16 protein-coding genes and 1 tRNA gene are annotated in these 19,790 nt (G+C 60.8%); 6 read left to right on the top strand and 11 right to left on the bottom strand.

The window, feature by feature from the left end:
* The first annotated feature begins 8 nt into the window (after positions 1-8).
* Both SIC14_RS07660 and SIC14_RS07655 read left to right on the top strand, forming a co-directional pair.
* Entirely contained in the window at positions 9-1,037 is a 1,029-nt protein-coding gene (locus tag SIC14_RS07660; RefSeq protein ID WP_412565841.1) for a LacI family DNA-binding transcriptional regulator, read from the top strand.
* 170 nt (positions 1,038-1,207) lie between these two features.
* On the top strand, positions 1,208-2,185 hold the full coding sequence (locus tag SIC14_RS07655) for a glucokinase (protein WP_412565231.1): 978 nt from the start codon (positions 1,208-1,210) through the stop codon (positions 2,183-2,185).
* A 131-nt stretch (positions 2,186-2,316) separates the two neighbouring features.
* Here the strand turns inward: SIC14_RS07655 and SIC14_RS07650 are convergent, their stop codons facing one another.
* Positions 2,317-2,565, bottom strand: coding sequence for a hypothetical protein (locus SIC14_RS07650; RefSeq protein WP_412565230.1), 249 nt, complete (start codon positions 2,563-2,565; stop codon positions 2,317-2,319).
* A 421-nt stretch (positions 2,566-2,986) separates the two neighbouring features.
* Positions 2,987-3,931 carry a LysR family transcriptional regulator gene (locus SIC14_RS07645; RefSeq protein ID WP_412565229.1) on the bottom strand — a complete coding sequence of 315 codons (945 nt, stop codon included), beginning with the start codon at positions 3,929-3,931 and terminating at the stop codon, positions 2,987-2,989.
* Between the two features lie 124 nt (positions 3,932-4,055).
* Here SIC14_RS07645 and SIC14_RS07640 point away from each other — a divergent pair, with 124 nt between their 5' ends.
* Positions 4,056-5,462 (top strand): serine hydrolase domain-containing protein, encoded by a 1,407-nt coding sequence (locus SIC14_RS07640; protein WP_412565228.1) that lies wholly within the window; start codon positions 4,056-4,058, stop codon positions 5,460-5,462.
* 107 nt (positions 5,463-5,569) lie between these two features.
* Here the strand turns inward: SIC14_RS07640 and SIC14_RS07635 are convergent.
* Positions 5,570-5,645 (bottom strand) — tRNA-Trp (locus tag SIC14_RS07635).
* Between the two features lie 206 nt (positions 5,646-5,851).
* Here SIC14_RS07635 and SIC14_RS07630 point away from each other — a divergent pair.
* On the top strand, positions 5,852-7,147 hold the full coding sequence (locus SIC14_RS07630) for a two-component system sensor histidine kinase NtrB (protein WP_412565227.1): 1,296 nt from the start codon (positions 5,852-5,854) through the stop codon (positions 7,145-7,147).
* Positions 7,148-7,150: 3 nt separating this feature from the next.
* On the opposite strand, the gene SIC14_RS07625 is transcribed toward SIC14_RS07630, so the two are convergent.
* Both SIC14_RS07625 and SIC14_RS07620 read right to left on the bottom strand, forming a co-directional pair.
* Entirely contained in the window at positions 7,151-7,810 is a 660-nt protein-coding gene (locus SIC14_RS07625; protein ID WP_412565226.1) for a CatB-related O-acetyltransferase, read from the bottom strand.
* A 138-nt stretch (positions 7,811-7,948) separates the two neighbouring features.
* Positions 7,949-8,338, bottom strand: a complete 390-nt coding sequence (locus tag SIC14_RS07620) for an MAPEG family protein (protein WP_412565225.1) — start codon at positions 8,336-8,338, stop codon at positions 7,949-7,951.
* 111 nt (positions 8,339-8,449) lie between these two features.
* Between SIC14_RS07620 and SIC14_RS07615 the strand changes: the two genes are divergently transcribed.
* Positions 8,450-9,226, top strand: a complete 777-nt coding sequence (locus SIC14_RS07615; protein WP_412565224.1) for a helix-turn-helix domain-containing protein — start codon at positions 8,450-8,452, stop codon at positions 9,224-9,226.
* A 352-nt stretch (positions 9,227-9,578) separates the two neighbouring features.
* Here the strand turns inward: SIC14_RS07615 and SIC14_RS07610 are convergent, their stop codons facing one another.
* The 5 genes from SIC14_RS07610 to SIC14_RS07590 form a co-directional block, all read right to left on the bottom strand.
* Entirely contained in the window at positions 9,579-11,543 is a 1,965-nt protein-coding gene (locus SIC14_RS07610; RefSeq protein ID WP_412565223.1) for a bifunctional 2',3'-cyclic-nucleotide 2'-phosphodiesterase/3'-nucleotidase, read from the bottom strand.
* Positions 11,544-11,805: 262 nt separating this feature from the next.
* Entirely contained in the window at positions 11,806-13,104 is a 1,299-nt protein-coding gene (locus SIC14_RS07605; protein WP_412565222.1) for a tetratricopeptide repeat protein, read from the bottom strand.
* An 80-nt stretch (positions 13,105-13,184) separates the two neighbouring features.
* A complete protein-coding gene (locus SIC14_RS07600) occupies positions 13,185-13,628 on the bottom strand; it encodes a hypothetical protein (RefSeq protein ID WP_412565221.1) in 444 nt (147 codons plus the stop codon).
* A 98-nt stretch (positions 13,629-13,726) separates the two neighbouring features.
* The gene (gene tuf, locus SIC14_RS07595; protein ID WP_412564221.1) at positions 13,727-14,902 is read right to left on the bottom strand and encodes an elongation factor Tu; all 1,176 of its coding nucleotides are present in this window, start codon (positions 14,900-14,902) and stop codon (positions 13,727-13,729) included.
* A 79-nt stretch (positions 14,903-14,981) separates the two neighbouring features.
* The gene (locus SIC14_RS07590) at positions 14,982-15,671 is read right to left on the bottom strand and encodes a hypothetical protein (protein ID WP_412565220.1); all 690 of its coding nucleotides are present in this window, start codon (positions 15,669-15,671) and stop codon (positions 14,982-14,984) included.
* Between the two features lie 230 nt (positions 15,672-15,901).
* On the opposite strand from SIC14_RS07590, the gene SIC14_RS07585 reads away from it, so the two are divergent.
* The gene (locus tag SIC14_RS07585; protein WP_412565840.1) at positions 15,902-17,212 is read left to right on the top strand and encodes a cytochrome P450; all 1,311 of its coding nucleotides are present in this window, start codon (positions 15,902-15,904) and stop codon (positions 17,210-17,212) included.
* A gap of 167 nt (positions 17,213-17,379) precedes the next feature.
* Here the strand turns inward: SIC14_RS07585 and SIC14_RS07580 are convergent, their stop codons facing one another.
* Positions 17,380-19,725, bottom strand: coding sequence for a DNA topoisomerase IV subunit A (locus SIC14_RS07580; RefSeq protein ID WP_412565219.1), 2,346 nt, complete (start codon positions 19,723-19,725; stop codon positions 17,380-17,382).
* Positions 19,726-19,790: the final 65 nt, after the last annotated feature.

Here is a 19,790-nt window from a genome sequence, read left to right as displayed (position 1 = left end):
GAATGGCAATGAACCTGAAACAGCTGGCCGAAGAACTGGGCCTGTCGCAAACCACCGTCAGCCGGGCCCTTAACGGCTACCCGGAGGTGAGCGAGGGCACACGGCAGCGGGTTCAGGCGGCGGCAGAGCGCTACAACTACCGGCCCAATACGCGGGCGAAGGGTCTGGCGACGGGGCGGTCGATGGTGATTGGCCATGTGATCCCGGCCTCCACCCAGCATGAAATGGTGAACCCGATTTTCGGCGACTTCATTGCCGGCGCCAGCAATGCCTGCGCCGAACGGGGTTATGACATGATGTTCACCCGCGTTGAGGACGGCGACGAGGAAGCCGCCTATCGCAGCCTGATGGCAAAGGGGTCGGTAGACGGGGTGATCCTGCAGGGCCCCAAGGTGCAGGATGGCCGGATTGATCTGCTGAACCGGATCGGCCTGCCCTTTGCGGTGCATGGGCGGTCGTCGAATGTGGCGGCGCCTTACACCTGGGTCGATGTGAACAACACCAGCTCATTCCGCCGGGCAACCGAGTTCCTGCTGGATCTGGGCCATCGTCGGATTGCGCTGATCAACGGTCTGGAGAGCATGGACTTCGCCAAACGGCGGCGTGACGGCTATCTGGCGGCGCTGGAAGCGGCGGGGATTTCGGCGGATTCCGCCCTGATGAGCAGCCAGGAAATGACCGAAGTGTCCGGCCATCACCAGACCCGCGATCTGTTGAACGGGGACAATCCGCCCACGGCGATCCTTTCGGCCTCGATGATTTCGGCGCTTGGCGTACGCCGTGCGATTGAAGAGGCAGGGATGAAAATGGGTAAGGACATTTCGGTCATCACCCATGACGATGATCTGTCCTATCTGAAAAATGGGCAGGATGTGCCGATCTTTACCGCCACCCGTTCGTCGGTGCGCAATGCTGGGCGGATATTGGCACAGATGCTGATTGACCGGATCAGTGATCCGCTGGTGCCTGCCCAAAACGCCTTGCTGGAGGCGGAGCTGGTGGTGGGGCGTTCCACTGGACCGGCGCCTGTGGCCTGATCCATTGCTGGCTTGACGCTGCCCCGTCATTTATTTTAGTTGTCAAAAAATATAGGATTTGCACTGCAGACTGCTAGCGCAAACATTTGGCCCGCATTATGGTGCGCCGCACTATGGCGGACGCACGAATCAACCCGGGCCTGCCGTTGACGGATCAAAGGACGCAGAACATGCACAAGGGCAGCATCCTCGCCGCGGATATTGGCGGCACCAACGTTCGGCTTGGCGCTTATGTCGAGGGTGCGCTGGTCGGCTCGGCGCGCTATTCGACCAAGACAGACGGGGCGTTGCTGGACCTGATGCATGGTTTTGCCGAGGGCATGGCGATGCCGCCCGAGGTGGTTGTAGCCGCAGCCGCCGGCCCTGTTGCGAACAACGCGGTGGAGCTGACCAACGCCAAACAGACTCTGTGCGGCGCTGAGTTGCAGGATGCCACTGGCGCCAAAGAAGCGCGCATTATCAATGACTTTGCCGCTGCGGCCTGGGCCACAATGGCGCCCGCGCCGGAACATTTGCAGGTCTTGCAAGGGGCCGCGCAACCGCCTGTGGGCACCCGCCTGGTCATTGGTCCCGGCACCGGTCTGGGTGTTGGCGCGCTGGCCCATGTGGAGGGGCGCTATGCCTCGCTGCCGGGCGAAGGGGGGCATGTAGGGATTGCCCCGCGCAACCGACGCGAACTGGCGGTGTTTGAAGCCCTGCGCGCCCATTGGCCCGAAGTGTTTTTTGGCGACAGTCTGGTGATCGAGGCCGAGGGTATTCTCAGCGGCACCGGCCTGCCCTTCCTGTACCGGGCGGTGCAGGACGTGCAGGGCAGCGGCAGCGCCCAGCCCGATGCGGCCTCCATCATGCAGGCGGCCAAAGACCAAAGCGATGCCTGTGCGGTAGAAACAGTAGCGATCTTCAAGGCCCATCTGGCCAAGGTTGCAGGTGATCAGGCGCTGGCGCTGAATGCGGCTGGCGTGTTTCTGGTGGGCGGCGTGGCGATGAAAAACGCCTGGCTGTTTGACGCTGCTTTTGTCGAGGGTTTTGGCAAAGGCGGGCGCTATGATGCGGAACGGGCGGGCCTGAACCTCTACCTGCTGAATGTCGAAAACTTCGGCCTTGAGGGCGCCCATACCTACGCGGAACAACTGGCGGCGGCGCTCTGACCCAATTGCCTGTCTGACATGAAGAAAGCCGGCCCCGAAGGGTCGGCTTTTTCCATGGAACAGGTCCAGGTTCAGATCAGGGCCAGATCAGGGTCTGGGAGGAATTCCGACCCTGATCTGCGGGTCTGACATTACAGACCTTTTTCCAGTGTGGTGCGCACAACGTTCTGGATGAAGGCGTGGCTTTCGTCTTCGTGCTCTTCGATCAGGTCCACGGCCAGTTTCACGGCGGACACGTCAACCAGCGACAGATCGATGTTGGGGGCATACTGACGGATCTGGGCGCGGTCCAGGCCGCTCACGGTGTCGGCGGTCATTGCGGAAGCGGCACCGGTGAAAGCGATCAGGGCGGCGGCGGTAGCGGTCAGAACTTTTTTCATTTTTTTCTCCTAAGTCAGGGTGTGTCGATCAGGGGAGCTGATCTGTTTGTTGCGCCAGCTGTCTTGCTGACACCAAACGATCTAAGGGCCGAATTTTTTGTTTGAAGGGCCGCAATCGGTCACGAAAAATCACGCCGTTCTGAGTTGAAATTAGCCCCTTGATGACAGGCCCCTGTTCAGCCCTGCACACCCGATGTGCAGGCTGCATTTTCAATGAGTTAACCCTCACGACATGGTGGGCAAAATGCCGATTTTTGTGAGTGGAATGCGGGAAAAAAGATGAAGATTTTTACGACACATAAACGTGAAACCGCCCATCCTGTCAGGATGTTTCAGCACGTTCACATAGAGGCTCTTTTGCCTCGCGATCCGGTGCCTATCTGTGAGGGTTTTGTGAGCGCAAACAGGGGTAAATGCGCGGCTAAAGAGCGGGGGTTTCCCCCCAGTCCTGATCCGAAAACAACGCCGCACGCAGCCAGCCGTGCAGCTGGCCGTGGCTCCAGTTCGGATGCCAGGCGACATTGACGGTGAAATCGGGGATCGCGAGGGGCGGGGTCAGTAGCCGGAGGTTTTCGGCACGGGTCAGAAACAGGCTTTGCGGGGCGGTCAGCAGGCAATTGGTTTGTTGCAGGATCTCCAACGCGGTGAAGAACTGCGCGGCGCGATAGGTGATCCTGCGTGTTTTGCCCTGTTGGTGCAGCAGCCTGTCGACCACGCCGGTCTGCGCCTGACGTGGGTTCACCAGAATATGCGCCATATCCAGATAGTGCCCAAGCGTCAGCGCCTGCGCCGCCAGCGGATGGTCCGCGCGCAGGGCGCAGACATAGCGATCGCGGTATATCGGGCGGAAGACAAACTGATCGGTGTTGAGATGCGCGGGCAACTCAAGCGTCGCCACATCCGGCACCAGCGCAAAATCCACCCGACCGGCGATCAGCGCGGGGATGACACTGTCGTCAATCTCAACCAGATCCAGTTCAAGTTGGGGCGCGTGCGGCCTCACCCGTTGGATCCATTTGGCCGCGATCAATGCCCCCCAATGATCCGAACAGGCAATGCGGATGGCACCCGTCTGGGCGGCAAGCTCCAGCTCTTCGGCGGCGCTCATCACCCGGCGCATTTCGGCAATGGCGCGGGCGACCTGCGGTTTGAGCCGTTCTGCCTTGGGGCTGAGGGACATGTTGCGGCCGGTCTGAATCAGCAGCGGGTCGTCAAACAGATCCCGCAGTCGGGCCAGGGTGCGGCTGGTGGCCGGTTGCGACAGCCCCAGACGGGCGGCGGCGGCGGTGACCCCCTGTTCCGCCAGCAGCCAGTGCAGCGCCAGCATCAGATTGAGGTCCAGCCCTTCAAGGGAAACGGTACGCATCTGCCATCCATGCATGATCGATATGTGATGAATGATTTCTATGCATTTCCGTCATACAAAGGCAACCGCTACCTCTCAATCAACCCGGCGCGTTGGGCGGCGGCAGCAAAAAGAGGATGGAACGATGAAGACGCAGATGAAGCAATGGGCCTATGGCGGGCTGCTGGCCGCAACAACGGCCTCGGCCGCAATGGCAACCTCCACGCAACAGGATCAGGCGGCGCTGGAGGCGCAGGCCGGCATTGGCGTGGGGTATACGGTGAAGCTGGCATGTTCAGAGGTGTTTGTGGCGGGGCGCGACTTTGATCAGGTGGTGGCGGACAGTTTCTTTGGGGTCGATGACATGCTGCATCAGGTGGAGCTGACCCTGGACCGCAACAGCCGGTCGGTGCGGGGCCACCTATTTGGCATGGGTGCGCGGACGGCCTGGTTTCGTGAGGGGTTTGGCTGCACGGTGAACGATGGCACGGCCCTGCCCGTTCTGGCCCCACCCGCACAGGGAATGGCAGCACAGGGAACGGCGGCGCGGGGGACGCAGGCACAGCCCTATCCCGAGGCACCGCAGCCGGAGGTGCAGCAGGCCCTTGCGGCATTCTTTCCCGACAGTCAGGACGGTGATCCGCTGATCGGGCGTGGCGCGGTAGTAGTGCAGAACGGTGCAATCATTGCCGAACAGTATCGACAGGGATTTGACAAGGACACGCCACAGCTCAGCTGGTCGATGGCCAAGGGGGTGATGCAGGCGCTGATTGGCATTGCGGTGGGCGATGGCACGTTGAGCCTGTCGGACAAGCAGCTGATGCCGCAATGGCGGGGCGGCGACCCAAGGGCCGAGATCACGGTGGGCCAGTTGCTGCACATGGGATCCGGGCTGCAGTTCAATGAGCTCTACAGCGCCGAGAATGCTTCGGACGTAGCAACCATGCTGTTTGGACCGGCGGATATGGCAGGTTTTGCCGCCGCGATGCCGCTGGAGCACGCGCCCGGCACGGTCTCCCGCTATTCCAGTGGCAGTTCCAATATCCTGTCCCATGTGCTGCGCGACCGGCTGCAGGGTGCGGCGGGCGACACGGGCTACCTGCATTACCCACAAGAGCGCCTGTTCAGTCAGATCGGCATGGATAGCGCGGTGTTTGAACCCGATGCAGCAGGGGTGTTTGTGGCCTCATCCTATGTCTATGCCACCCCGCGTGACTATGCCCGCTTTGGTCAGCTTTATCTGCAGGACGGCCTCTGGCAGGGCCAGCGGATCCTGCCCGCGGGCTGGGTTGACTACACCCGTCAACCCGCGTTGGGCAGCGATCCACGCTACGGATCCCATTGGTTCCTGAACCAAGATCAAAGCGCCCTGCCCGGCCTGCCTTCTGACGTGACCTACCTGTTTGGCAATGAGGGACAGTTTATCTTTGTGATCCCGTCGAAAAACGCGGTGATTGTGCGCACAGGACTGATGCATGGGTCCGCGCGTTTCGAACAGGACATCGTGCCGGTGGTGCAGGCGATCTACGCCAGCCTTCCTGATCCCAGCTGAGCAGATCCGACTCCGCCCATAGCGAAGCTTTGGCCCCCGGACACGGGGGCCGGTGCCACAGACGCAAGAAGGCTTGCACCAATGAACAGATCGAAATTTATGGGAAATGGCAGGGGCACCAGGGCTCGAACCCGGGACCTACGGTTTTGGAGACCGTCGCTCTACCAACTGAGCTATACCCCTACGCTGGTCGTTTGATTATGGCAGCCACGTCCGGAGATCAAGGGCAATTTGCGCGATTTCAGGAACAATTCCTTTGCAGAAATAGACGGGGCATTTGTGCGGGCTGAATCCCTGGTGGTTCCCCGCAGCCTCCGGTCCGAAGGCAGGTGCTTTGGCGAATCGCATTCAGTGGGCAGAATGTTAGCGCAGGACGGCATTTGGCCTGAATGCTGCACGAAGGAGACCAAGCCCACCACGTGGGTGAGATGGGGGCGCATTTGTTGAATTTGGGTGACCCGATTGTTGTTTTGATCCTCGCCGCCGGCGCCCTTGCGGGGCTGGCTTTGCTGTTGCGGCGGATGCTCCCGAGTGCCACGACGCTGACCGCGGAACGGTCGCAACGCAAAACCGCTGAGGAACGGCTGCTGCGCAGTGAGGCACGGTTTCGGGTGCTGATTGAACAGGCCCCCGAAGCGATTGCCATTATCGATGCTCAGACCGGTCTCTATGTGGAGGCCAATCCGGCGGCGGAGAAATTGCATGGCCTGCCCCGGGAGCAGATCGTCAACAAACGCCATCCCTGGGATTTTAGCCCCGCCGTGCAGCCGAACGGCATGCCCTCGGTGTCTGTGGCGCAAAGCTATCTGGACCGTGCTATGGCGGGTGAAAACCCCAAGTTCGAATGGCTGCATCTGGACCCAAAAGGAAATGAGCAGGACTGTGAGGTGTCATTGACGCTGCTGCCGACCCAGTCAAAGAACCTGATCCGCGCCTGCGTCTATGACATGACCGAACACAAGCGGGCTGCGCAGGCGCTGCGCAAGTCGCAGCGGGCCGAGACCCTGACCCTTGTCACCGGTGGTGCAGCGCATGACTTTAAGAACCTGCTGGCGGCGATTGAAAGTGCGGTGCAGCTGCTGGACTGCGACAGCGAGACCGACCGGGAGCTGAAAGCGGTGATCCTGAAGGCAGCGCGACGTGGCAGTGAGTTCACCCACCGGCTGCTGGACTATTCCAGCCTTGGTGATGCCGAAGCAACCCGCACCAACCTGTCCGGCCTGCTGTCGGACCTCTCGCCCATGCTGGCCTATGCGCTGGGGGCGGCCACTGAAATCCGCTTTGACGTTGCGCCAGATCTGTGGAGCGCCCGTATCGATCCCAGCCATCTCGAAGATGCGCTGGTCAACCTGGCCTTCAACGCCCGCGATGCGATGGGGGGCAGAGGACAGATTGTGATGCATGCCCATAACGTGACCGGCGGGGCCGACAGCCCCTATGACACCCTGCGGACGGTCACAGGGGACTATATCGCGATTGACGTTTCTGACAGCGGCGCGGGCATGTCTAAAGAGCTGCGCGAGCAGGCGTTCAAACCCTTCTTCACCACCAAGGCCGAGGGTAAGGGCACCGGCTTGGGTCTGCCGATGGTGCAGCATTTCATCTCGCAGTCTAACGGGCTGTTGGATGTGGTGTCCCAAGAAGGTGTCGGGACCACCATCACCCTGTTGTTGCCGAAGTGCTGAGCGCTAGGGGCTGGCGCAGACCGCCGCCTCCAGCGCCGTGATATCCGCCGAGGCCAGCAGCGGCAGCAGGCGCTGGATCTCCTCAACCTCGCGGTGCCACCATGCCAGTTGCAGCAGCAGCGCAATGACCTCGGGTGCAAAGCGCATGCGAACCACGCGGGCGGGGTTTCCGGCCACCACGGCATAGTCCGGCACATCGCGGCTGACCACCGCCCCTGCCCCGATGATGGCCCCATGGCCGACGGTGACACCGGGTAGCACCATGGCGCCGTGACCGATCCAGACATCATGGCCAATCACGGTATCGCCGCCCTTGGCAAACTCTTCTGCGAACAGATCCATGCAATCGTGGTTGAACACGGCAAAGGGGTAGCTGGTGAACCAGGCCTTCGGGTGATCGGCTGAGGCAGTGATGAAACGGGTGCCGTGGGCGAATTGGCCGAACTTGCCAATGGTCAGACGCTCGGGCGCGTTTGGATAGAGGTAGGGCGCAATGCGGGCCGCGTGGTCGGTGACCGGCTCAAAATCATTGTAATAGGTGAAGTCCCCCACCGCGATATTCGGGTGGTCGATCACCTGATTAAGCCAGACCGTATTGGGATAGGGCTGCCCGTCTGGCAGCAGGATGGGATGGCGCAGATGCGCGTCGAGGAAAGCAGGCATAACAGCACTCCAGTTGAGAGGTCATTCAAAACGGATTGTTGCTGTTACTGGTCCACGACACCCTCCATCAGTTGCGGCGAGGCTAGGGGGCCTCGGCCGCTTTGGCAAGATGGGTTATGGCTGCGGTCGGGTTGCGGCTTAGAGCAGGGCAAAGCCCATCATCAACATGCCGACCCAGCCAACGGTGAAGGCTGCGGAACGCGCCACCGGCACCGCATAGAGGTAGAGCGGCAGGTAAATGATGCGGGCAAGGACAAAGATCATCGCCCCTGTCAGCGCCATCGGGCTGGCCTCGGCGCCGGCGACGATGGCCAGAATGCCAAGCCCCATAAAGACCGGATAGTTTTCCGCAAAATTGCGGTGGGCGCGGTTGGCGCGGCCATGCATTGGGCCGTGCTCGGGCTCTTGGTCGCGGCTGCCGAAGTAGCCGCCGATCCCGATCCCTGAGATCAGGAACAGAGAGGGCAGATAGGCGGTGAGCAGGTAGAGAACGGTGCCCAAGAGCAGCCAGTCGATCATCGTCAGCATGTGTCAAACTCCTCGTGATTTGCTTTGAGGGTAGAGCTATGGCAGGCAAGGAATACGCTCAATTCCCTTGGAGGGAATGAGGCGGGATCGGGCTGGTTGAGGGGATCTGAGATGAACACATTTGGCGCGGCACTAAAGACGATGCGGGCGGAGCTGGGCCTGTCGCAGCTGGATCTGGCCGGAGAGATCGGCACCACCCAGCGGCATGTGTCCTTTCTAGAGACCGGACGGTCACAGCCCTCGGTCGAGTTTGTCGGGCGGCTGGCCACGGGGCTGGAGCTGTCGCTGACCCAGCGCGCCGCGCTGTTTGATGCCGTGTCGGGGCGTAACCCGTACCGTCGGGCGGATTTTGACAGCGATCAGGTCAAGGCGGTGCTGGATATGCTGGAGCTGCGGGCGCTGCGGCACTGGCCGTTTCCCGGCTATGTGATGGATCACGACTGGACCATTCTGCGGGCCAATGCACCGGGCTGGGCCATGCTGGAAGGCTTTGCCGCCAGCAACAATGCGCCGGTGTCGATGTATGAGGTGTTTTTGTCAGAGGCCTTTTTCAGTCGGGTGCAGAACTGGGAAGAGGTGGCGATGATCTTCTACTTCCGTATGCAGGCGGCGGCGGCGCGGTCCGCGCCTATGGCGGCGCTGTTTGCCAAAGCGCGGGCTGAAGGCCGGTTTGCGGGTGTCGCCGAGCGGTTGACCGGTGGGGCTGAGGTGCCGCCCTATATACCGGCGGTGCTGGCGGGGCCGGAGGGGGTGCAATTGCAGATGTCGAGCCTTGTTGGCCAGTTGGCCTCGACCCATGAGGCGGCGATCGAGGGGCTGGAGGTGGAGCTGATGATCCCTGTCGATGAGACCACCGAAGCCTGCCTGCTGGCCGCCTATGGGCGGTAGTGCGAGAGTAAGCGAAGCAATTAGGATGCGCGCATAGACAGCACCGGAGGGCTTGCTGCCCTTTTGTACAACGACATCTACCCGTCTTTTGAAATCGGCCTTCTTGCACAATGGCTGAACTATCTTTTGCTCTCAATCGAAGCAATTTTGCCCGGCATAGCCGGGCCAGCGCCCGAACCGCCCCGTCAAACCAAAGGTTTGCCTCTGGCAAAACGGCGCGGGCGTTGCGCTTCGCCCCTCGGTTCGGTCGCTGTGGTTTCCCAATTCGACCAAAGCTGCTTGGGGAAAATGTTGCCAAATGCAAAAAGGGCCGCCGGAATGGCAGCCCTTCTCTGACTAGTTCGATCCCGCCTTACAGCGCGATTTTGAACCGCGAGAACCCGTCGGGGCCTTCGCCTGCCGGGGTAATCTCCATCCCCGACACGCTGTCGACGTAGCCTGCCGCCTTGGGGCCGGTGTCAAACAGCACCGAGGTGCCGGGCATCGGGGCAAAGCGCCAGTTGGCATCGGCGGAGGGGCTGATGGTGCCCTGTTCAACGATATAGCGCACGATGACGTCACGGTTGGTGTCCGGCGCTTCCAGAATGATCGTGTCGCCCTTGGCGCCCGGGAAGCTGCCGCCGCCGCTGGCACGGTAGTTGTTGGTGGCGATGACGAACTTCTGATCCATATCCAGCGGCTGGCCCTGATAGGTCAGGTTCACAATCCGGTTGGCCGAAGCATCCAGCAGATTGCCTTTGGGATCAAACTTGGACGGCTGGCTGAGGTCGATCTGGTATTCCACCCCATCGATCACATCGAAGTTGTAGCTGGGGAAGGACGGGTTCAGCAGCACCTGATCGCCGCCACCGGGGGTGATCTGGTTGAAGATACCGGCGGAGCGTTCCAGCCAGTCTTTGACCTGCTGGCCGGTGACCAGAACCGCACGGGCGGTGTTGGGGTACAGATAGAGGTCAGCGACGTTTTTAATCGCCACATCACCCGCGGCCACGTCGGTGTAATACTCCGGTCCGCCGCGGCCACCCGCCTTGAACGGCGCAGCTGCCGACAGGATCGGCAGACCCGCGTACTCGGAGCCTTTCAGCATTTCCTCAACATACCATTTCTGCGCGATTGAGACGATCTGCACCGAAGGGTCATCCGCCACGAGGGCAAAGTAGCTGTGCAGCGGCGCATCGGTCTTGCCCACCGCACGGCGCACATAGGCCAGGGTCTCTTCGTGGTCCTTGCGCACCGAGTTCAGCACGTTTTCATCATCGCCGACCAGTGCGGTGATCGACCGGTCCTCATTGCGTTTCGAGATCGGGCGTGCTTCAGAAGCCGAGGTCACAACGCGCCATGCGCCGCCCTCTTGTTCCAGCATCAGGTCAATCACACCCAGGTGGCTGCCCCAGAACCCGCCCATTGCGGCTGGTTTGCCGTGGATGGTGCCCTTTTCGACGTCCACTGCGGCGTAGTCCTTGTAGGTCGGCGAAGGGAAGACAAGGTGGCTGTGGCCGGTCATCACCGCATCCACACCATCGATCCCTGCCAGCGGAACCGAGGCGTTTTCCATCCCGTCAGTGGCATTTGCAGACCCGATCCCCGAGTGCGACAGAGCAATGATGATATCGGCACCGGCCTCTTTCATTTCCGGCACATAGGCCTCAGCACTCGCGACGATATCGCGAGCGACCACGTTGCCTTCCAGATGGCGGCGGTCCCAGTTCATGATCTGCGGCGGGGTGAAACCGATGATGCCGACCTTGATCATATGTTTGTTGCCGGCGCCGTCGGTGATTTCGCGGTCCAGCAGCGCATAGGGTTTGAACAGGGTTTCATCGTCGCGGATGTTTCCGGCCGCGTTTTTGGCAACGTTGGCCAGCACGATCGGGAACTTGGCGCCAGCGGCGGATTTCATCAGGAAGTCGAGACCGTAGTTGAATTCGTGGTTGCCCACGGTGGCCGCGTCATAGCCAAGCGCGTTCATCGCGGTGATGACGGGGTGGCTGTCGCCTTCTTTCATGCCGCGCTCATAGGCGATGTAATCGCCCATCGGGTTGCCCTGCAGGAAGTCGCCGTTGTCCACCAGCATGGAGTTGGTTGCCTCAGCCCGGATATCACCCACAATCGAGGCAGCGCGGCTGAGACCCACCGTGTCACGCGGCTTGTCGGCATAGTAGTCATAGGGGAAGACATGCACGTGCAGGTCCGTTGTCTCCATGATGCGCAGATGCGCCTGATTCGTCGCAGCACGGGCCGAGAACGGGTGCAGTGCAATCAGGCCAGCGCTGGCAGAAGCGCCCAGAAAACCGCGACGTGACAATTGGATAGGCATGGAATTATCCCCCTGAATTATTCGTTATGGTTGTTTGTATCCGGCCAGAATAACAAAAAAATGACCGTCTGGTAAAAATTATTCTATCTATAACAGTATCATACTTTTCTATGACCAACGGGACAGAGGCCCCCGGGCACGAGTGTGACGGCGGCCTCTAAAGTCTGCGACGAATAATTTGGGGCCCTGCTTTGGCGCCCGAGGCGTGTAGTTTGCTGGTATATCGAGGGCCACACAAACGGCTGCCCGCCTTAAGACCGACCTACTCAGACCGCGCGATTTTGCGCACCTCTTTGGCTTCTTTGGTCAGTTTCATCGCCACCAGATGTTCCACAAACCAATTGGTGGCTCCGGGCGGTAACCCGAAGTCATGCGCCTGCCGGTAGAGTTCCATCGCCTCTTCGCTCTGCCCCAGATGCGTCAGGGCAATGGCCTGATACAGCAGCGCCCATTCCGATTCGGCCAGCAAAGTGTTTGCCTGGCGTGCGGCGGACAGGGCGGCGAAATAGTCCTCTTGCGCAATCAGAATGCGCGCCTTCAGTTCCCAGTTGGTGTAATCCCCGATATCCAACGCGATGGCGCGTTCGGCGGCGGCCAGAGCCGCTGTCGCCTGCCCGTCGTCCTGCAACAGAAGCGCTTCGTAATAGTAGCTGTAATCAGTGCGCGCCACATCTGCCGGCATGCTGCTGTAGACCTCCACCGCGGCGCCGTTCAGTCCCATTGCCTCCAATGAAAACGCTTTGCTGACATAGCCATCTTCGGGTGTCGGATCCTGGTCAATGGCGGCACTGGCATCCCGCAGGGCCTGCATGTTGCGGCCCAGCTCCCGCAGTGCGCGGGCGCGTTCCAGCAGCATCCAGTAATTATCCTCCAACGAAAGCAAATGGTTGGCGGTTTCCAAAGCCGCAGCATGCTGACCGGCGTTGTTCTGCGCAACCGCCATATTGTGCAGCACAAACACATAGTTGGGCGAGATTTTCAGGGCTTCTTTAAAGGCATCTAAGGCCTCATCGGAACGTCCCGCACTGTGCAGGATCCAGCCCATCTCGGCCCAGGCCCAATCGTAGCCTGGTTCCAACAGCGTCGCCGTGTCCAGCGCCTCCAGCGCCTCCTCGATCAGCTCTGGCGATTGGCGATACAGCGCTCCGCCCAGTCCGGCGTAATTGGAGGACGAACCTTCAAGCGCAATGGCCTGGCGGAATTTCTCCACCGCATCGCCAAAGGCATCGTCGTTGTAGTAGATCCAGCCAATGCCGGCATGGGCGGCGGCACTGTCGGGTTTCCGCGCCAGCACCTTGGCAAAACTCTCATGGGCAGACCCGAAATCCTGCATAACGGTCTGCGCATCCCCCAGCGCCAACAGCAGGCGCTGACGGTCGCTTTCAGACAGGCGGGCATCTTCCAGCGCGGCGGTGCAAAGATCCACCTTGTCCTCATAACTCCGCGTCTCATCAAGACAGGCCAGTTGATAGGTCATCTCGGAGTTGTTGAGACGGGGCTTGGCGGCGGCGGGGGACAGCGCGGTGGCGCTCAGCAAAAGGGCAGATAGAAAGTAGCGCATGAAATCCTCGGGGCTTCTGCAGGCACAGTAGCAAACACACCCTAGGGTGGAAGCCCCTAATTGCGTGCCAAAACGGTGGATCAATGCAGCGGATCGGGATAGACGCCACCGCCCACTGCCATATCCGGGCTGTCCTGAAAATCCGCCACAAAGAAGGCATGGTCCTGCAACATCTGCAGAAGCGCCGGGTCGAGGGCGGCGATTTCCTCCTCGGAACGCACCGGCACCAGCGTCAGCACGGCCAATTCGCGGCTGACCGGCTGCCAGTCATAGGCATCCCTCACATCACCGCGCCGGATCGCCTGTTTCATCAACACGGCATCAAGCCGCGCATCCGCCGCCGCCAGATGGGCGCGGGCGGTGGCTTTGTCAGGGGCAATCACAGCTTCAAAGATCCGGAACCGCTCTTCGGACTGCCGGTTCTCCATCCGCCGCTCGATCACCCACCAGCGATGGTTGGGCAAAGTGTCAGGCAAGAGGGTGCCTGTGGGGCGGCGGGTGAAAAACGGGCGAAAAAATTTCATGTCGAAAGCATTCATTGTCCGCGCCGAAGGTGCAAGCATTCCCGCAAGCAAAAAGGGCGCCCTAGGGGCGCCCTTTTCGTAGCTATCGCTAACCTGAATTAGGCCAGGATTTTCGACACAACACCGGAACCTACGGTGCGGCCGCCTTCACGGATGGCGAAGCGCAGGCCTTCTTCCATCGCGATCGGGGCGATCAGCTCGGCCGACAGTTTCAGGTTGTCGCCAGGCATCACCATCTCGGTGCCCTCGGGCAGGATGCAGGTGCCGGTCACGTCGGTGGTCCGGAAGTAGAACTGCGGACGGTAGTTCGCGAAGAACGGGGTGTGACGGCCGCCTTCTTCCTTGGTCAGGATGTAGACCTCAGCTTCGAACTTGGTGTGCGGGTTCACCGAACCCGGGGCACACAGAACCTGGCCACGTTCAACCGATTCACGATCCACACCACGCAGCAGCGCGCCGATGTTGTCGCCGGCTTCACCGCGGTCCAGCAGCTTGCGGAACATTTCAACACCGGTACAGGTGGTTTTCGAGGTGTCTTTGATGCCAACGATTTCGATCTCGTCACCAACATTGATCACGCCACGCTCAACACGGCCGGTCACAACGGTACCACGACCCGAGATCGAGAACACGTCTTCGATCGGCATCAGGAACGGCATGTCAACGGCACGCTCGGGCTGCGGGATGTACTCATCAACAGCTGCCATCAGCTCTTTGATTTTCTCTTCGCCGATTTCAGGCTTGGAGCCTTCCATCGCCGCCAGAGCGGAACCTGCGATGATCGGAATATCGTCACCCGGGTAGTCATACTCGGACAGCAGCTCGCGGACTTCCATTTCCACCAGCTCCAGCAGCTCTTCGTCGTCAACCTGGTCAACTTTGTTCAGGAAAACAACCATCTTCGGGATGCCAACCTGGCGGCCCAGCAGGATGTGCTCACGAGTCTGCGGCATCGGGCCGTCAGCAGCGTTCACAACCAGGATCGCGCCGTCCATCTGGGCCGCACCGGTGATCATGTTTTTCACGTAGTCGGCGTGGCCGGGGCAGTCAACGTGGGCGTAGTGACGCGACTCGGTCTCATATTCAACGTGTGCGGTCGAGATGGTGATGCCGCGGGCTTTCTCTTCCGGCGCGCCGTCGATCTGGTCGTATGCCTGGAAGTCACCGAAGTATTTGGTGATTGCTGCGGTCAGCGTGGTTTTGCCGTGGTCAACGTGGCCGATGGTGCCGATGTTAACGTGCGGTTTGGAACGCTCAAACTTTTCCTTTGCCATTCTAAAGGCGCCTCGTGTTTAAGGGGGCCCTCGCCCCGATTGATCATCGCGGGCCGTTTATTGGGTTCGGAGAGGAAAATCAAGCGTCTGTTGCATCCTCGGCGCTTTCTTCTACAGGGATTTCATTCGTTTCCGCCCCGGTTTCGCCGGTTTCCGCCGCTTCTTCCGCGTTTTCAACCACTTCTGCGACCTCTTCCACCGGCACTTCTGCAGGGGATTCTGGCACCTCGATCACCGGCCCAAACCAGCCCTCTTCCTTGTGCTGACGCAGTAGGTAGTTGAGGATCTGCTTCGCCGCCTGCTGGCTGAGCACCTCCATCTGGCGCTCCTTCGACTGGGTCAAACCCGAGCCGAAGAACGATTCGCCCGAAAGCGTTTCCAACACGGTAATCTGCTTGGGTTCCGCGTTCATCTTGGCGCCGGCTTCGTCGTCCCAGACGTCCAGATTGAGGATCAGAACCGATTTGGGTGAAGCCACAACCGGCACCCCGGGCTGGGCCAGAACGTAGCCCTGCACCGACACGCCAAAGTGATAAAGCTTGTCGCCCTCATAGCGATCAAACCGGGTGCCGATGGCTTCTTTCAGAACGGATTTCCATTCCTCTTCGGTGGCCTCCCGCGAAACCGGTCCTTTGACCATATTGTTGGCCACCACAATGTTGTGACCAAAGGCGAAATCCCCCAGCGGATCGGGCCTTTCTTCCAAATCTTTGACCGGGCTACAGGCCACCGCCGCCAGAAGTGTCAGTCCCGCCAGAATACGCAGCATCGTGGATCTCCCCTTGTCCGTTACACCTGAAATAAACCAGCCTCCCCGCAAGGGCAAATCGCGACCTGCTGCCACGGTTCATTGCCGTGATGACCGTTGCACATATATCCTTTGAACAGCCGCCCTGAGTGCCTGAGGAGGACACCGCGTTGCCCTATGTGCCAAACCCCCAGCGCCCCGTTGATGTGCCGCTGCCCGCCCATGTGCCTTTGGTGCGGGAACCCTGGGGGATGCTGAAATCCCTGCGCGAGGCACGGCGGAACCTGCTGTCGATCATCCCCGAAATTGCCACCCGTCAGCCAATGGTCAGCGGCAAGACGGGCCGCCGCTGGCATATGGTGATGGACCCGACCGCAATCCGGCGCGTGCTGTTGGAGCGGGTCGAGGATTACCCGAAATCGCTGGTGACCAAAAACCTGCTGCGCCCCGCCATTGGCGAATCGCTGTTCATTGCCGAGGGCACCCATTGGCGCTGGCAACGCCGCGCTGCTGCGCCGGTATTTTCCCACCGCAACGTCACCAATCTGGCCCCCGTCATGTCTGCCGCCGCTGAAGCCGCCTGCGACCGGGTTGAGGCCGCCGGCCCCCGTGCCATCAATATGGCAGAGGAAATGGTGCGCGCCACATTTGACGTGATCAGCGACGTGACCTTTTCCGGCGATGAAGGGTTTGATCGCAAAGCCATCCACCGCGCCATCGACGCCTATATCGCAGAGGCGGGCAAGGTCTCCTTGTTTGACATGCTGGGCTTTCCGGACTGGGTGCCACGGCCGGGGCGGATCCTGTCGGGGCAGGCGCTGAAAGAGATGAAACAGGTCGCGGATGCATCGATCACGGCGCGGCAGACAGGCGGGCAACGCAGCGTTCCGGATCTGCTGGACCTGCTGCTGGCGGGGGAAGATCCTGAAACCAAACGCCAAATGAACACGGCAGAGCTGCGCGACAACCTCTTGACCTTTATCGTGGCGGGACATGAGACCACCGCGCTGACGCTGGGCTGGGCGTTGTATCTGATGGGATTTGACCAAGAAGCCCAACAACGTGCCCGGGCCGAGGCGCAAGCTGCCTTTGGCGACGGCGTGGCCACGGCGGCACACCTGGAACACCTGCCCTACACCCGTCAGATCGTGGAAGAAACACTGCGCCTCTACCCCCCCGCCGCCATACTGTCGCGCACGGCACAGAAGGCCGATACGCTCAGCGGACGGGCGGTGCATCCCGGCGATACGGTGATGATCCCGATCTATGCGCTGCACCGCTCGCAGCTGTTGTGGCACGATCCCGACCGGTTCGATCCCGACCGCTTTGCCGACCGCAAGGCGATCCAACGTTATGCCTACCTGCCGTTCGGCGACGGGCCACGGATCTGCATTGGCGCCTCCTTTGCGCTACAGGAGGCGGTGATCATCCTCGCCACCCTGCTGGCACGCTACCGCTTCACCCCGGTGCAGGGCCACACGCCGAAACCGGTGATGATCCTGACCCTGCGCCCCGAAGGCGGCGTCTGGCTGCAGGCAGAACGGGTGGCGAAAGACGGCTAGAAAGGGCGAGGCGCGAATGGGGCTTTGCCCCCTTGGCCTGACGGCCAATTCCCCCAGAGTAGTTTTGGCAAGATGAAAACGGCTTTCTTCTTGGCCGCAATATCCCCGCCGGAGGCTCCTAAAAAGAAGCGGGCCCCGCGAGGGGCCCACAATTTAATTTGATTGGATCAGGTGAACTTCATGTCGCGCGGGAAGCCGTAGGGGGGTTTCTTGCCCACACCGGCGCGTTTGCCGAGCCATTCGGACATGTCCGGTTCGTGGCGGGTTTTGCCGCCGCCCATTTCCCAGCTTAGCCCCTGTTCCCAGGTGAAGGTGGTGATATCCGACAGGCCGCCGTCCAGTTCCAGCGTGCCCTGGCGGCCGCGGGCCATATTGTATTTCTGCAGGCGCACCCCTTTGCCACGGGTCATCTCGGGCAGTTCGCCCACGGGGAAGACCAGGAACTTGCCATTCTGGCTGACGATGGCAACGTGGTCACCCTCGATCGGGTGCACGATCTGCGCGCGGACGTCGTCTTTGACGTTCAGCACCTGTTTGCCGGTGCGGGTCTGGGCCAGGATGTCATCCTCGGGCACCGCAAAGCCATTGCCTTCGGTGGAGGCGACCAGCAGTTTGCGACCCGGTTTGTGGATGAAGAGGTCGATGATTTCGGCCTCATTGGGGATATCCACCATCAGCCGCAGCGGTTCACCCATGCCACGTCCACCGGGCAGGGTTGAGGCCTGCACCGTGTAGAAACGGCCGTTGCTGGCAAAGGCCAGCAGCCGGTCGGTGGTTTCCGCATGGAAGATGAAGCGCGGGCCGTCGCCGTCTTTGAACTTCAACTCGCGTTTCAGGTCGATATGGCCGGTCATGGCGCGGATCCAGCCCATCTGCGAGCAGACCACAGTGATCGGTTCGCGGTCGATCATCGCCTCCAGCGGCACCTCTTCGGCCTCCACGGCTTCGGCAAAATCGGACCGGCGTTTGCCCCCTTCGGAGCCACGGCCGAATTTTTTACGGGTCTCTTTCAGCTCTTCACTGACACGGGCCCATTGCAGGTCTTCGCTGCCCAGAAGTTCAAGCAGACCGGCCCGTTCTTCCAGCAGGGCGTCGCGTTCGCGGGTCAGTTCGATCTCTTCCAGACGGCGCAGGGAGCGCAGGCGCATGTTGAGGATCGCCTCGGCCTGAACCTCGGTCAGTTCGCCCTGACCTTCGCCCGCCGGCAGCGGCGAGCGGTAGTCCCCCTCATCCGTGGCGCGCGGTTTCTTATCGGACCAGTTTTCCGCCATCAACGCCTGTTTCGGCGCCTCGTCATAGCGGATGATGTCGATCACCCGGTCGAGGTTGAGGAAGGCAATGATCAGACCTTCGAGCACCTCAAGGCGGTGGTCGATCTTGTCCAGCCGGTGTTTCGAGCGCCGTTGCAGCACCTCGCGACGGTGGTCGAGGAAGGCACGCAGCACCTCTTTGAGCGAGCAGACCTTGGGGGTGACCCCATCGATCAACACGTTCATGTTGAGCGAGAACCTGATCTCCAGATCCGAGTTGCGGAACATCAGGTTCATCAGCACCTGCGGATCGACGTTTTTGGACTTCGGCTCCAGAATCAGGCGGATGTCATCGGCGGATTCATCGCGCACGTCGGCCAGAATCGGGATTTTCTTGGTCTGGATCAGCTCGGCGATCTTTTCGATCAGCTTGGATTTCTGAACCTGATAGGGGATTTCCGTGACCACAACCTGCCAGGTGCCGCGGCCCAGATCCTCGACCTCCCATTTGCAGCGCAGGCGGAAGCTGCCGCGGCCGGTGGCATAGGCCTTGGCGATGTTTTCACGCGGCTCCACGATCACGCCACCAGTGGGGAAATCCGGTCCCGGCACGTAGTTCAGCAGGGTTTCATCGCGGGCGTCGGGTGTCTTGATGAGATGCAGACAGGCGCCGATCAGCTCTTCGATGTTATGGGGCGGGATATTGGTCGCCATGCCCACGGCGATCCCCGAGGACCCATTGGCAAGAAGGTTCGGGAAGGCAGCGGGCAGCACCACGGGTTCACTGAGGGTGCCGTCGTAGTTTTCACGGAAATCGACGGCGTTCTCATTAAGACCTTCCAGCAACGCCTCAGCGGCGGCGGTCATCCGCGCCTCTGTGTAACGTGAGGCGGCGGGGTTATCGCCGTCGATGTTGCCGAAGTTGCCCTGACCGTCCACCAGCGGGTAGCGCACGTTGAAGTCCTGCGCCAGACGCGCCATCGCATCATAGATCGCGGCGTCGCCATGGGGGTGGTAGTTGCCCATCACATCGCCCGAGATCTTCGCCGATTTACGGAATCCTCCGGCGGCAGAGAGTTTCAGCTCGCGCATGGCGTAGAGGATTCGGCGGTGCACCGGCTTCAGACCATCGCGGGCATCGGGCAGCGCCCGGTGCATAATGGTGCTGAGCGCATAGGTCAGATAGCGTTCGCCAATCGCCCGGCGCAGCGGTTCTGCCACTTCAAGCTGGTCGATGTTGGGGGTGTCGGTCTCATCAGTCATAGATGCTGTGTATCCTTGCGGGATTGGCCCGACAAGCCTCCGGTCCGGAAATCCACAGGGATTTC

Origin of the sequence: Thalassobius sp. MITS945101, from assembly GCF_047123305.1 — a bacterium.
Taxonomy (GTDB): domain Bacteria; phylum Pseudomonadota; class Alphaproteobacteria; order Rhodobacterales; family Rhodobacteraceae; genus Thalassobius.
This window is presented reverse-complemented; position numbering and strand designations above follow the sequence as displayed.

Coding starts and splice junctions, on each gene's coding strand:
- SIC14_RS07660 (WP_412565841.1), top strand. CDS start 9: ATGAACCTGAAACAGCTGGCCGAAGAACTGGGCCTGTCGCAAACCACC.
- SIC14_RS07655 (WP_412565231.1), top strand. CDS start 1,208: ATGCACAAGGGCAGCATCCTCGCCGCGGATATTGGCGGCACCAACGTT.
- SIC14_RS07650 (WP_412565230.1), bottom strand. CDS start 2,565: ATGAAAAAAGTTCTGACCGCTACCGCCGCCGCCCTGATCGCTTTCACC.
- SIC14_RS07645 (WP_412565229.1), bottom strand. CDS start 3,931: ATGCGTACCGTTTCCCTTGAAGGGCTGGACCTCAATCTGATGCTGGCG.
- SIC14_RS07640 (WP_412565228.1), top strand. CDS start 4,056: ATGAAGACGCAGATGAAGCAATGGGCCTATGGCGGGCTGCTGGCCGCA.
- SIC14_RS07630 (WP_412565227.1), top strand. CDS start 5,852: ATGCTGCACGAAGGAGACCAAGCCCACCACGTGGGTGAGATGGGGGCG.
- SIC14_RS07625 (WP_412565226.1), bottom strand. CDS start 7,810: ATGCCTGCTTTCCTCGACGCGCATCTGCGCCATCCCATCCTGCTGCCA.
- SIC14_RS07620 (WP_412565225.1), bottom strand. CDS start 8,338: ATGCTGACGATGATCGACTGGCTGCTCTTGGGCACCGTTCTCTACCTG.
- SIC14_RS07615 (WP_412565224.1), top strand. CDS start 8,450: ATGAACACATTTGGCGCGGCACTAAAGACGATGCGGGCGGAGCTGGGC.
- SIC14_RS07610 (WP_412565223.1), bottom strand. CDS start 11,543: ATGCCTATCCAATTGTCACGTCGCGGTTTTCTGGGCGCTTCTGCCAGC.
- SIC14_RS07605 (WP_412565222.1), bottom strand. CDS start 13,104: ATGCGCTACTTTCTATCTGCCCTTTTGCTGAGCGCCACCGCGCTGTCC.
- SIC14_RS07600 (WP_412565221.1), bottom strand. CDS start 13,628: ATGAAATTTTTTCGCCCGTTTTTCACCCGCCGCCCCACAGGCACCCTC.
- tuf (WP_412564221.1), bottom strand. CDS start 14,902: ATGGCAAAGGAAAAGTTTGAGCGTTCCAAACCGCACGTTAACATCGGC.
- SIC14_RS07590 (WP_412565220.1), bottom strand. CDS start 15,671: ATGCTGCGTATTCTGGCGGGACTGACACTTCTGGCGGCGGTGGCCTGT.
- SIC14_RS07585 (WP_412565840.1), top strand. CDS start 15,902: ATGCTGAAATCCCTGCGCGAGGCACGGCGGAACCTGCTGTCGATCATC.
- SIC14_RS07580 (WP_412565219.1), bottom strand. CDS start 19,725: ATGACTGATGAGACCGACACCCCCAACATCGACCAGCTTGAAGTGGCA.